The 12,622-nt window shown below is 40.5% G+C and carries 15 protein-coding genes; 12 read left to right on the top strand and 3 right to left on the bottom strand.

What is annotated here, in order from left to right:
- Positions 1-80: 80 nt before the first annotated feature.
- On the top strand, positions 81-1,400 hold the full coding sequence (lysA, locus tag J2S07_RS17475) for a diaminopimelate decarboxylase (RefSeq protein ID WP_307151694.1): 1,320 nt from the start codon (positions 81-83) through the stop codon (positions 1,398-1,400).
- A 37-nt stretch (positions 1,401-1,437) separates the two neighbouring features.
- Here lysA and J2S07_RS17470 read toward each other — a convergent pair whose 3' ends face one another.
- Positions 1,438-2,307, bottom strand: a complete 870-nt coding sequence (locus J2S07_RS17470) for a DUF1002 domain-containing protein (protein WP_307151693.1) — start codon at positions 2,305-2,307, stop codon at positions 1,438-1,440.
- A 342-nt stretch (positions 2,308-2,649) separates the two neighbouring features.
- Here J2S07_RS17470 and J2S07_RS17465 point away from each other — a divergent pair, with 342 nt between their 5' ends.
- Positions 2,650-3,018, top strand: coding sequence for a GNAT family N-acetyltransferase (locus J2S07_RS17465; protein WP_307151692.1), 369 nt, complete (start codon positions 2,650-2,652; stop codon positions 3,016-3,018).
- A 2-nt stretch (positions 3,019-3,020) separates the two neighbouring features.
- Here the strand turns inward: J2S07_RS17465 and J2S07_RS17460 are convergent, their stop codons facing one another.
- Positions 3,021-3,554: a DUF309 domain-containing protein gene (locus tag J2S07_RS17460; protein ID WP_307151691.1), complete on the bottom strand. Its 534-nt coding sequence runs from the start codon at positions 3,552-3,554 to the stop codon at positions 3,021-3,023.
- Positions 3,555-3,669: 115 nt separating this feature from the next.
- The gene (locus J2S07_RS17455) at positions 3,670-3,765 is read right to left on the bottom strand and encodes a YjcZ family sporulation protein (protein ID WP_307151690.1); all 96 of its coding nucleotides are present in this window, start codon (positions 3,763-3,765) and stop codon (positions 3,670-3,672) included.
- 233 nt (positions 3,766-3,998) lie between these two features.
- Here J2S07_RS17455 and J2S07_RS17450 point away from each other — a divergent pair, with 233 nt between their 5' ends.
- The 10 genes from J2S07_RS17450 to resB all read left to right on the top strand — a co-directional run bounded on the left by J2S07_RS17450 (position 3,999) and on the right by resB (position 12,601).
- Positions 3,999-4,748 (top strand): segregation/condensation protein A, encoded by a 750-nt coding sequence (locus J2S07_RS17450; protein WP_307151689.1) that lies wholly within the window; start codon positions 3,999-4,001, stop codon positions 4,746-4,748.
- Between the two features lie 6 nt (positions 4,749-4,754).
- Positions 4,755-5,342 (top strand): SMC-Scp complex subunit ScpB, encoded by a 588-nt coding sequence (gene scpB / locus J2S07_RS17445; RefSeq protein WP_307151688.1) that lies wholly within the window; start codon positions 4,755-4,757, stop codon positions 5,340-5,342.
- A gap of 94 nt (positions 5,343-5,436) precedes the next feature.
- Positions 5,437-5,823, top strand: coding sequence for a hypothetical protein (locus J2S07_RS17440; protein WP_307151687.1), 387 nt, complete (start codon positions 5,437-5,439; stop codon positions 5,821-5,823).
- A 118-nt stretch (positions 5,824-5,941) separates the two neighbouring features.
- Positions 5,942-6,838, top strand: a complete 897-nt coding sequence (locus J2S07_RS17435; protein ID WP_307151686.1) for a superoxide dismutase — start codon at positions 5,942-5,944, stop codon at positions 6,836-6,838.
- Between the two features lie 227 nt (positions 6,839-7,065).
- Positions 7,066-8,208, top strand: a complete 1,143-nt coding sequence (locus tag J2S07_RS17430) for a D-alanyl-D-alanine carboxypeptidase family protein (protein ID WP_510182030.1) — start codon at positions 7,066-7,068, stop codon at positions 8,206-8,208.
- Entirely contained in the window at positions 8,201-8,788 is a 588-nt protein-coding gene (locus J2S07_RS17425) for a nucleoside recognition domain-containing protein (RefSeq protein WP_307151684.1), read from the top strand. Before J2S07_RS17430 ends, J2S07_RS17425 begins: the two co-directional genes overlap by 8 nt.
- A 7-nt stretch (positions 8,789-8,795) precedes the next feature.
- On the top strand, positions 8,796-9,329 hold the full coding sequence (locus J2S07_RS17420; protein ID WP_307151683.1) for a spore maturation protein: 534 nt from the start codon (positions 8,796-8,798) through the stop codon (positions 9,327-9,329).
- Between the two features lie 202 nt (positions 9,330-9,531).
- Positions 9,532-10,260 (top strand): pseudouridine synthase, encoded by a 729-nt coding sequence (locus tag J2S07_RS17415; RefSeq protein ID WP_307151682.1) that lies wholly within the window; start codon positions 9,532-9,534, stop codon positions 10,258-10,260.
- Between the two features lie 173 nt (positions 10,261-10,433).
- Positions 10,434-10,961: a thiol-disulfide oxidoreductase ResA gene (gene resA / locus J2S07_RS17410; RefSeq protein WP_307151681.1), complete on the top strand. Its 528-nt coding sequence runs from the start codon at positions 10,434-10,436 to the stop codon at positions 10,959-10,961.
- A 20-nt stretch (positions 10,962-10,981) separates the two neighbouring features.
- A complete protein-coding gene (gene resB, locus J2S07_RS17405) occupies positions 10,982-12,601 on the top strand; it encodes a cytochrome c biogenesis protein ResB (protein WP_307151680.1) in 1,620 nt (539 codons plus the stop codon).
- Positions 12,602-12,622: the final 21 nt, after the last annotated feature.

Below are 12,622 nucleotides of genomic sequence, written 5' to 3'. Positions count from 1 at the left end.
GTTTCTTTATCGCATTAAAGGGTTTTTCTAGAGGTCGTTCAATTAATTTGCAATTAACACGAGGAACGAGGGGATATCTTATGTTCTTACACGGCACATCCAGGGTGAACGAAAAGGGTCATTTGGAAATAGGTGGAGTTGATACACTTGACATCGTTAAGGAATTCGGAACTCCAGTATATGTATATGATATAGCCCTCATACGCGAGCGGGCGAGAGGCTATAAGGAAACATTTGAGAGAATGGGTGTGAAAGCACAGGTTGCATACGCAAGCAAAGCTTTTTCAACCATTGCCATGGTTCAGCTGGCAGAGCAAGAGGGGTTGTCGCTCGATGTCGTTTCCGGTGGTGAATTATACACTGCAATAGCTGCAGAGTTTCCTGTGAAAAGAATTCACTTTCATGGAAATAATAAAAGCCGCGACGAATTATTGATGGCATTGAATCATGAGATTGGGTGTATCGTGGTCGATAATTTTCATGAACTGAATATGCTTGAGGAGCTATGTCGGGAAAAAAAGATCAAAGCAGATATCCTGCTGAGAGTCACACCTGGAATTGAAGCCCATACACATGATTATATTTTGACTGGTCAGGAAGATTCAAAGTTCGGCTTTGATTTACAGAATGGACAGGCAACTATGGCTCTTGAGCAGTCCCTAAAATCTGAATATATCCATTTACTTGGTGTACATTGTCATATTGGTTCTCAAATTTTTGAAACAACGGGATTTCTATTGGCAGCGAGAAAGATTTTTTCAAAGCTGCATGAATGGAGAGAGGCTTTTCAATTTGAGGCTAAGGTGCTGAATCTGGGTGGTGGTTTTGGCATTCGCTATACGAAAGAGGATCAGCCGATTCCTGCTGCAAAATATGTGGAGGAGATTATTTCGGAGGTCAAGAGGCAGGCTCGTCATTTCAATATGGAGGTACCTGAAATTTGGATTGAGCCAGGGCGCTCGCTTGTGGGAGATGCAGGGACAACTCTATACAAGACCGGGTCTAGAAAAGAAGTGCCAAATGTTCGAAACTATTTAGCTGTTGATGGTGGAATGAGTGATAATATTCGTCCTGCCTTATACGAGGCGAAATATGAGGCGGTCTTAGCTAATAGAGTCCTTGAGCCGGTGGAGGAAACGGTTTCGATAGCGGGAAAATGCTGTGAATCCGGGGACATGCTTATTTGGGATTTGCCCCTTCCTAAGGCTGGACAGGACGACATTTTGGCTGTATTTTGCACGGGTGCTTACGGGTATTCGATGGCAAATAACTATAATCGTATTCCTCGTCCTCCCGTAGTCTTTGTAGAAAATGGTCAAGCAAGGCTTGTCGTCAGAAGGGAAACCTTCGATGACCTCGTTCAATTCGATTTGCCTTTGTTGGAAAAAGTAAATAAATAAGCTGCCGGGAATGGGCAGCTTATTTATTTACGACTATTTATTTTGAGAAGAAGCTCTTGATGGCGTCAATCAGGCTTACAAAGAAATCCTTCAGTTTTTCCAAAAAGCCTTGTCCTTCTTCGCTTTCAAGGAACTTAGAAATTTTGTCTTTCGCTTTGTTAAGCTGATCGCTCACCTGGTTCCAGTCAATATCCAAATCTTTAATTTTATTGAATAAATCAATTAAGCTTTGCATTTGCTGATCTGTTAGGCTAATTCCTAGATCTTTTGCTGCTCTTTCAATAATTGCGCGGAGATCTTCATCGGTTTTCGGTGGATTCTTGGCAATTTCTTCTTTTATTTTCGCAATTAAAGCAGCTGCATTTTCATTCCCAACCGATTCACCTAATTGTGCAGTTTGTACCATCTCTTCGTTTGCCGCTTGCTTGACATCCTCAGGAATGGTGGTGTCCGCAGAAATTTCGTAAGCTTTTATGATTCCAGTAAGTGCGGCTGTTCCAGAAACGGACACGGGAGCAGTAATATAGATTTTTGCATCCTTTACCCCAGCAGTAATAAGGGCATTGATATACATTTCATCTGTAACCCAGTTGATGTTTTTCGTTTTGACTTCAAGTCCAGAGCCTTTCTTTGCCACAGTAATCGCAGAGGATGAAATCGCCTTTGTACCAATTAAGGATTTAGAAATATAATTCCCCAAGTATTGATGCTCTTCTTTATTTGATACGGTGATGACTTCTACATCCTTAGGTGCATTCATTTCAGCAAGAAGCATATTTTTCTGCTCTTCGGTTAGATTTTCTCCGAGCGTTACAATCATATCCCCTTCGACCATATCCGCAAATGCTTGGATTGGCAAAAGGAAGAGCAAGCAAAGTAAGAAAAGCGTGATTTTTATCTTTTTCATGTAAGTGCCTCCTAGGAAAAACATAATATCATTTCTAAATGAGTTTCTTTTATTGATAGACGGATTCTTGATGTGGAAGGTTTCACCAATGAATATGGCTTATCCATATTATAGACTACACATGATTAGATGAAAACCAATTGAAGAAATTCTATAAATCTTGTATGATAATATCAATGGAGTCTTTCTTATTGACTGTTTTCGCAGAGCGTTTCTCTTGTAAGAACCACAAATGAACGATGACATATACTACTTAGAGGTAAGGTTTGTTAGCTAGTTTAAAAAGTGAAGAAAATGGAAAAAATAGAATTGATATGTTACTCCATTAATTGAGGGATCGAAATGCTAATTCGTTATAAAAAGGCGTTTGAAAAAATTGCGATGGGTTTATTGTCCTTTATGCCAAATGAAAAGGATTTAAAAAAGCTGCAGAGCACCATGAAGCAATATGAAATGTCGGACCAATATCAGCTCTTTCTATGGAAAGAAGAGGATATTATCGGGCTTATTGGCGTAGTTTTTTTAGAGGACGATCTGATTGAAATTCAGCATATATCCGTCAATCCGTCTCACCGCCATCAAGGAATTGGAAAAACGATGGTCAAAGCATTGAAAGAGCTTTTGCCTGACAAGAAGCTTCAGGCAAACAATGAAACAGCTGAATTTATTGAAAAATGTGATGTCGATGAAAGTATACAAGGCAAGGAATAAGTCTATTCCTTGCCTTTCCTCTGTCTTACTAGGAGTGCTTGATTCCTTTCCTCAATAACGCCACTCCGATCTCTTTTTGAATGGCGCTGCACGAGTTCTTCATTTGTTAAATCACTTTCCTGCCCCCAAATGAAATTCTTTTCGAGACAAGCTTTTTTGCAAACCTCCAACAGCTCAGGATCCTGAATAGGTAGGTTCATACTTTTGTAGTCTTGATGATTTTGAATGGAAGTAAGACGTTCCTTCAAAAGGGGGGAAAGTACGTTCAAAGTCAACCCATAATGTTCTAGCTGCTCTTTTTGCTCGTGAAAAATATTGATCGATTTCTGTAAGGTACGAATGGCCCCGCTCCAATTTCTAAGGCGATGATGGTAATTGGATACCGCAAGAAGAATAAAGCCAACAAGTATTGATTTTTTGTTATTTTTATCGACTTTTTTCCAATATTCCTCTAATATTTCATGACATTCAAAATAATCCCGCTCCCCGTGAAAATGGACTAAGTATTCTATATATTCCTTCGGATACAAAGGCACTACCTCCTATCCCTATTTGGAATAAGTTTACCTTAGAATGATTTTTAGGTCGACCCTTGAGCTTAAAAAACTAACAAAATGCCCAGAGCAGGCTCTGGGCATTTATGCAAATTTTTTATAACCAAGCAGCACCAACAATGATTAGCAGGATGAACAGGACCACAATTAAAGCAAACCCTGCACCAAATCCATAGCTTCCACCTGCAGACATATATTTTACCTCCTATTTTTGCTTTTTTGATACAATTACATCGTATGAGCATATGACAAAAATGGTCTGGGCTCATATCCTGAAGTTCAAAGTGGAAATATTCACCTTCGGGGAAGTGAAAGGAGGAAATTTCTATTGGATAACCTAAACGAATCCTCTATACTTAAAATAGATTTTAATGGTGTAATCGTCATGCTTGTGGATGATTACACTGTGAGTTAGGGGAAGTATGAGTGGAAAAGTTACACTATAATGTGAAGATTGATGCTTTTGAAGGGCCGCTCGATTTGCTTCTGCACCTGATCAATCGTCTCGAAATTGATATTTACGATATTCCAGTTGCGGAAATTACGGAACAGTATCTTCTTTATATACATACGATGAAGGAATTAGAGCTTGACCTAGCAAGTGAATATTTGGTAATGGCTGCCACTCTCCTTGCGATCAAAAGCAAAATGCTTCTCCCAAAGCATGAGGAGTCATTGGATGATGAATTGGAGTTTGCTGAGGAGGAAGACCCAAGGGATGAGCTAGTCGAAAGGCTTATTGAATATCGGAAGTACAAGGAAGCGGCTTCTGACTTGAAGAATTTAGAGCTTGAAAGAGGGCTAATGTTTACCAAGCCTCCGAGCGATTTATCTGATTACTCTAGTGAGGTTAAGACAGACAAGCTCGATTTAGACGTATCGCTCTACGATATGCTCGGTGCTCTTCAGAAGCTTTTACGAAGGAAAAAGCTCCAAAGACCGCTATCGACCAAGATTACCCGGCAGGAGATTCCCATTGAGCAAAGAATGGATGAAATTCTGCAAGACTTAAGGGTGAATAAGGGGCGAAGAAGCTTTTTTGACTTGTTTCCGAGTAATGAGAAGGAATATCTCGTCGTCACTTTTTTAGCTATATTGGAGCTGATGAAACGAAGGGAAATTATTGTTGAGCAAGACAGTAATTTTTCAGATATATTTGTGATGGGGAAGGAGTGACTGGACTTGGAAGTCATCAATTGGAATGGCATATTAGAGAGTCTTCTTTTTGCAGCAGGTGATGAAGGATTATCGATCAAACAACTCTCGCAGGTTTTGGAGATTGATATGGCATTTACTCAGGAAATTCTTCTTCAACTTACGGAGGATTATAACAGCGATCCAAATCGTGGAATTACCATTGTTCAGTTTGGAGAAAACTATCAGCTTGCTACCAAAAAGGAACACTCCATCTATCTAAAGAGACTAGTTGAATCTCCAACCACGTCAACATTGTCCCAGGCAGCTCTTGAAACATTGGCAATTATTGCCTATAAGCAACCAATTACAAGAGCCGAAATTGAAGAAATTCGTGGCGTCAAAACAGAGAGACCGCTGCAAACCTTAATCGGAAAGGTCCTCATCAAAGAGGTTGGACGAGCTGAAGGGACGGGGCGAGCCATCCTTTACGGGACAACAAAGGAATTCCTAGATTATTTTGGATTAAGAAATTTAGAAGAGCTCCCGCCTTTACCAGAGAAGGTAGAGGAAGAATATGTGCAGGAAGAGGCAGATCTGTTTTTTGAAAAATTTCAGGAGACCCTCGAAACTTGATATTTCTGACACATTTGGAAGGGATTATGTTAGAATGATGGTAGCAGTTTCAGGTTAGTAACCTAATAGAATGACAAAAATAAGGGATGGTCTTATGATTTTAAAAGCATGCAAGGGGTATGAATTAGAAAAGGCTTTACCAAATACGTCAGAGGATTTTTTTAATCGGAGTGAGGTTACCTTCACAGAGGGCGGTTCTGAGAAGACTCTACACGTGTTATACGTCCGCTATTTTGAACAATTAAAGGGAAACTTTTCTCCTTTTCATGAGGATCCTGTTTTTCAGTTTGGTTCTAAAGAGGTGTTCTTCAGAGATATCGTAGCGCTAGCAGCGTTAGTTAAGAATCCTGAATTGCGAAATCGAAAAAGAATTTACGTGAGTACTGAAAAGGAATTTGCAAGCATTTTTCAGGATCTTGATTATGAAAAGCTTAAGAGCATTGCTGAATCACTAGAAAACAACAAAGGCTACGAATTGTAATCTGCATAGACAGTGTCTGAGCTCTATCCCTAAGTGGATAGGGCTTTTTTTTGACACATAGTCATCGCCCATTCATACGATAATGGAGGGATGTTATGAATGGAAATGAGGGTGAAGGATGGGAAAGTTTGAAGAGTATATTCATGATTTTATAGAATGGAATGAGGGATGGAAAAGCTATTTGCAATCTGAACAAATTGATAAGAGTGAAGAAATTTGGTCGGAATTAGACCGGCTGGCTGAGATCATGGAAAACATCAAACAGCCAGATCAAATGAATGACAACGAGCTACTAAAGCTGCAGGCGCAAGTAGATGATCTCCATCATCATATGGAGGCGTATTTTGTTAATCGCACCCCTATTGGAACGATTTTCATGAAGGAGCCGATGGTCGAAGCGGGAGAGCATTCATTGCCACCACTCCCCTATCCATATCATGCTCTTGAGCCGGTTATTTCCGAGGAGATAATGAGGCTGCATCATACGAAGCATCATCAATCCTATGTAGATGGGTTGAACAAAGCGGAAATGAAGTTAAAAGAGGCGAGGACAACAGGGGATTTTTCGCTTATCAAACATTGGTCTAGGGAGCTGGCCTTCCACGGGTCAGGTCATTATTTGCATACGATTTTTTGGAATAATATGAGCCCAAATGGAGGGGGTGCTCCCTCAGGCAAGCTTCTGCAGGACATAGAACAGTATTTTGGTAGCTTTGAAGCTTTTAAACAACAATTTTCTGAAGCGGCTAAAGCAGTCGAAGGTGTAGGCTGGGCGATCCTTGTTTGGTCACCGAGAGCAAGGCATTTGGAAATCCTGCAATCGGAAAGACATATGCTGTTAACCCAGTGGGATACGATTCCATTATTGGTCTTAGATGTATGGGAGCATGCCTATTATCTGCAATATAAGAATAATCGCAGTGAATACGTGAAAAAATGGTGGGAGATCGTTAATTGGAAGGATGTCGAGCAAAGATTTCTAAAGGCAAGGCAGTTAATGTGGAAGCCCTTCTAACAGTGCTTCAAAACAATGAGTCAACAAAGAGGATTGGTACTCTTTAGTGGCTCATTTTTATTTTTGCTTCTTTTCGAACCCGGTCAAAAAAAGCTTAGCCGTTTGAAACAGACCTTACTTTTTTGTCATAACACCCCTTGTCTAGCATAAACTTGTACAAATATTGCGATAACAGCCTTGTAAAAAAAGGTCAACAATTTACAAAAGGAAGGGTTTTCTTAATGAATATGAAGTGGAAGCTGATGATTTTTTTCCTAATTTCTTCACTGCTCCTAACCAATCTTCCACAGAAGGTAGAGGCTTCTGTTTCAGTTAGCGCTCGCAATGCGATCTTAATGGAACAGGAAACGGGGAGGGTTCTATTTGAAAAGGCGGCCCATGAAAAAAGAAGAATTGCAAGTATAACTAAGATTATGACAGCCATCTTAGCTATTGAATCAGGCAGATTAGATGAGATGGTGAAGGTTAGTAATGAGGCGGTTGTAACAGAAGGTTCATCCCTGTATTTAAAGCCAAATGAAAAGATTAAGCTCGAGGATTTAGTATATGGCTTGATGCTAAGATCTGGTAATGATGCAGCTGTGGCAATTGCAGAGCATGTAGGGGGGAGCTTAGAGGGATTTGTCTTTTTGATGAATCAGAAGGCGGAGGAAATTGGCATGGTAAATACTCATTTCAATAATCCACATGGGCTGGATGACTCTGATAACCATTATTCAACCGCTTATGATATGGCTCTTCTAACGAAATACGCTATGGAGAATGAAACATTCAGAGAAATCTCTGGGACAGATGAATATCGAGCACCGAACCCCTCCGAAAAATGGGATCGGGTTTGGAGGAATAAAAACAGGCTATTAACTGACCTTTATGATTATTGTACAGGTGGAAAAACAGGATATACAAAACTAGCGAAAAGAACGCTGGTGAGCACGGCGCAAAAGGGAGATATGAATTTAATTGCTGTCACATTGAATGCACCCGATGACTGGAACGACCATATCAATATGTTTGAAATGGGATTCAGAAAATATGATATGGTCCAGGTTGTGGATGATGGGATGCTTTCAAAGGTTAAGGACAAATTTTATAAGAAAAGGGTCTTCCTCGCGCATGAATATAGTTTCCCTGTCACTGAGCGAGAAAAGGAGCAGTTTCATATTGAATTAGTGCTAGAAAAGCCAAAGGATGAATGGAAAGAAACCGGAACGGCCCCAGCTGTTGTAGGGAAAGCGATCATTTATTTCTCCGATAAGCCCATTAAGGAGCTCCCCATCTATTTTGAACAAGAAGGAGAACAAAAGCCTTCGATGTTTGAAAGAATAAAAAATCTATTTACTGCGATGACTGGTGTGAGGACAAATGGTTAATTTGATATGGGTTTGTATGACGGTAATCGGCATTGTTTTTGCGATGTTTAATGGAACGATGGGGGAAGTGAATGAGGCGGTATTTTCTGGTGCAAAGGAGGCGGTGACCCTTTGTATCGGACTTATTAGTATTCTCGTCTTCTGGCTAGGAATGATGAAAATCGCCGAGGAAGCAGGGCTTTTGAAAATACTAGCAAAGCTCTTTCGTCCGATCGTTAATCGACTTTTTCCAGAAGTTCCGAATGATCATCCTGCGATGGGCTACATCCTCTCGAATATGATGGCCAATTTGTTTGGTTTGGGGAATGCAGCGACTCCCCTAGGTATCAAGGCGATGGAAGAAATGAAAAAGCTGAATGGCGGGCTAAACGAGGCCAGTCGCTCGATGATTACCTTTCTCGCGATCAATACGTCTAGTATAACACTCATTCCAACCACTGTTATTGCGATACGAATGAATTATAACTCTGCGACACCGACAGATATTGTGGGGACAACATTAATTGCGACCACCTGCTCAACATTGGGAGCAATTATCATCGACCGTTATTTCCACTATCGAAGAAGTCGAAAAGGATGATCGATAAATGGGTATTGTTTCTATTATTTCCTTATGGTTTATTCCTGTACTAATTGCTTTAATTCTTTTATATGGGACCTATAAGCAGGTTCCTACATATGAGAGCTTTGTCGAAGGTGGCAAGGAAGGGATTAAGATTGCTGTTTCGATCATTCCCTTTCTCGTTGGAATGCTCGTGGCGATCTCGGTATTTCGAGCTTCTGGAGCACTAGATTTCCTTATAGATCTCATTCGCCCAGGGCTAAATGCTATAGGAGTTCCGGCAGAGGTCGCTCCTCTTGCGATCATACGTCCCATTTCGGGCACCGCTGCCTTAGGGATGACCAGTGATCTCATGGCGACCTATGGACCTGATTCATTCATTGGACGCTTGGCTGCAACCATTCAAGGAAGTACGGATACAACCTTTTATATTTTGACCGTTTATTTTGGGGCTGTCGGCATTAAGAAAATGGGTGACGCATTGAAGGTGGGCTTGCTCGCGGATTTAGTAGGAATAACCGCTGCGATTATCGTGGTGACGATAGTATTTGGAGGCTAATAGAATTTCTGGAAGATGCTTCAGGGAGGCGTCTTTTTTTTGATCAGGTAACGAAGAGAAGATGTGCCGTCAGACAATTTTTATACCTGTTCGGAGCATTGCTCGGGAAGATCAAAATTTGATGACTTTGAAAATGGAAAGACTTATGTCATAATTCACTAGAACGAAAATATTTTTTTAGGAACTGGTCAGAGGTGACATAATGGATAGATTACAAAAGGTGATTGCCCACGCAGGCTTTGCTTCAAGACGAAAAGCGGAACAGCTCATTGTAGAGGGAAAAGTGACTGTGAACGGAAAAATAATTAAGGAACTTGGTTATAAAGTATCTTCAACAGACAAGGTTGAAGTGAACGGAATTCCAGTGGAACGGGAGGAGCCGGTTTACTTTTTATTTTATAAACCACGTGGTGTAATTTCGAGTGTGAAGGATGAGAAAGGAAGGAAGGTCGTGACAGATTTTCTTCCGGCGATTAAGCAGCGCGTCTACCCGGTGGGTCGGCTGGATTATGACACTTCGGGATTATTGCTGCTAACGAATGATGGCGAATTTGCGAATCTGCTTATGCACCCAAGGAATGAAATTGAAAAAGTTTATGTCGCAAAGGTAAAAGGAATTCCAGCGAAGGAGAAAGTTAGAAGTCTGGAAAAAGGTATTTTACTAGAGGATGGAAGGACAGCTCCGGCAAAGGTGAAGATGATCAGCTTTGATAAAAGGAAACAGACAGCGATTATGGAGATCGCTATTCATGAGGGGAGAAACAGGCAGGTTCGGAGAATGCTCGAGGCGATCGGACACCCTGTCATGAAGCTAAAAAGAGAAAGATATGGTTTTCTATCCTTGCAGGGCTTAAATGTAGGTGATATGAGAGAATTGACGCCGCACGAGGTCAAGCAGCTTCGCACGTTAGCAACCGCCTCTAAATCATGATTTTCCAATGTATCTAAAAAATGAGGTAATACGCAAGATGTGAAATTTTTCACTTAATAAAAAATTCATAGAAGTGTCACACATAGCGATAGTGAAAACAATATGTGGATGTTGAAAAGTGATATAATAATTTCGACTGCGCAAATTTTGTTCTATCTAGGGGGAGAATACATATGAAGAAGCAGCGTCTAATCATACGCACGGTCATCCTGATCCTGCTTGGGGCTGCCGTTGTTTACACCTTATATTCAAATTTCACGAAGGATGATATGGAGAAAGTAGAGGAAGGTAAAAAGGCACCTGATTTTGTTCTAACGGATATGAATGGTGAAAAGCATCGTCTTTCTGATTACGAAGGAAAAGGAGTTCTCCTAAATTTCTGGGCAACTTGGTGCAAACCTTGTAAGCGAGAAATGCCCTACATGGAAAGTCAATATCAGAAAAATAAAGATAATGGAATTCAAGTGTTAGCAGTCAATATTGGAGAATCAGATGTTGTCATAAATGAATTTATTAAGCGACATGGCCTTACTTTTCCAATATTAAATGATAAGAAACAGGAAGTATTAACAGCTTATGGAGTTGACCCTCTCCCAATCACCTTCCTTATTGATAAAGAAGGAAAAATTGTGAAGATCCATAAGGGAGAAATTATAAATGAAGATGTCGTGATTGAGATGATGGAAGAGATAAAACCATAAGGGTATGAGGAGTTATCATAATGAAAGAAGTAAAATGCGAATGCGGGCATGTCAATCCGCACGGAACTGTTCTTTGTGAATCCTGTGGGATAACGTTGATTGAAGAAAAGGCTGAAGGAAAGCTTCATGATATGAGATATGAGGGCAGTGCTCGTCGTTCTCAAACCTATAATAAGACATTTATCGATAAGATCTGGAACTTTTTTTCATCGGTTAAGGTCGGCGTTTGGCTCATTGTTATCACCCTCATTGCATCAGCCTTAGGGACTGTTTTTCCTCAGCAAATGTATATTCCCCAGAATATTCCACCTGTGGAGTATTATGCGGATCAATATGGCAGTCTCGGAAAACTCTATTATCAATTAGGTTTCCATGATTTATATAGCTCATGGTGGTACTTATTGCTTATGGCCTCCATCGGGGTGTCCCTTGTCATCTGTAGTATAGACCGGGTAGTGCCGTTGTATCGTGCCTTAAAAAAGCAAAGAGTCACAAGACATGAGAGTTTTCTGAAACGTCAACGGTTATTTGGAAAGACAGATACAGGAAGTAGTGATGAATCCTTCGAAAAAGTGAAGGAGCGCCTAAAAGCAAAGCATTATACGATTCGTGAAGAGGATGGAAATATCCTTGCTGAAAAAGGCCGTTTTTCCCGTTGGGGACCCTATGTGAACCACTGCGGCTTGATTATTTTTCTATTTGCGGGAATGCTTCGGTTTGTCCCAGGTATGTATGTTGACGATATGCTGTGGATTCGCGAAGGGGAAACAAAAGTCATCCCAGAAACAAATGGGGAATATTACCTCAAAAATAAGGAATTTACATTAGAGGTATATGATAAGGACAAGGATAATAAAGCGTTTAGTGAAGCGCTCGATAATGCAGGAATGGTTGCAAAAAACTATCAATCTGATGTTGTCCTCTATAAGAAGGCCGACAACTCAGTACCTGGGGAAGAAGCAAAGCTTGAGAAGGTAAAGGAAGAAAACATCCGAGTGAACGAACCATTGAAGTTTGAGGGCTTTGCGCTTTATCAAATGGAGTATAAGCTAGATGAATTGACGAAGATGTCATTTACTATGGTTAACAAAAGCACCGAGAAGCAACTAGGAACGATTACCGTCGATTTAAATGATCCGGAATCAACGTACGATCTCGGAAACGGATACACGGTTGAAGTGATGAGCTACTTCCCTGATTTTGAGTTCAATGAAGACGGAGAACCGACAACAAAATCAAGAATTCCTAATAATCCTGCATTTATTTTCAAAATGCTCACTCCAGATAAGCCTGATGGAGAAATTAGTTTTGTAGCCATTCAACAAACGGTAGAACCTTTTGGGGACAATGAATATCAAATGAAGTTTGCCGGAATTGAGACAAAAGATGTTTCAGGTCTCACGGTTCGTAAGGATTTAACCCTATGGATCTTTGCTTTGGGTGGATTTATCTTTATGGTAGGTGTAGCCCAAGGTTCTTACTGGAATCATCGAAGAATTTGGATTCGAAGAAATGAAAATGAAATATGGGTGGCAGCACATACGAACAAAAACTGGTATGGTCTGAAAAAAGAAATTAGTTTTGTTTTAGAAGGATCTGGAATTGGGGAGCCTAAGGATCAACTACAGGAAGAAAAGTAAAGAATCATAATTGTTTGATTT

The sequence above is a fragment of the Anoxybacillus andreesenii genome, assembly GCF_030813005.1.
Classification (GTDB): Bacteria; Bacillota; Bacilli; order Bacillales; family Cytobacillaceae; genus Robertmurraya; species Robertmurraya andreesenii.
The sequence above is the reverse complement of the archived record's forward strand: the minus strand, read 5'-3'. Positions and strand labels throughout refer to the sequence as shown.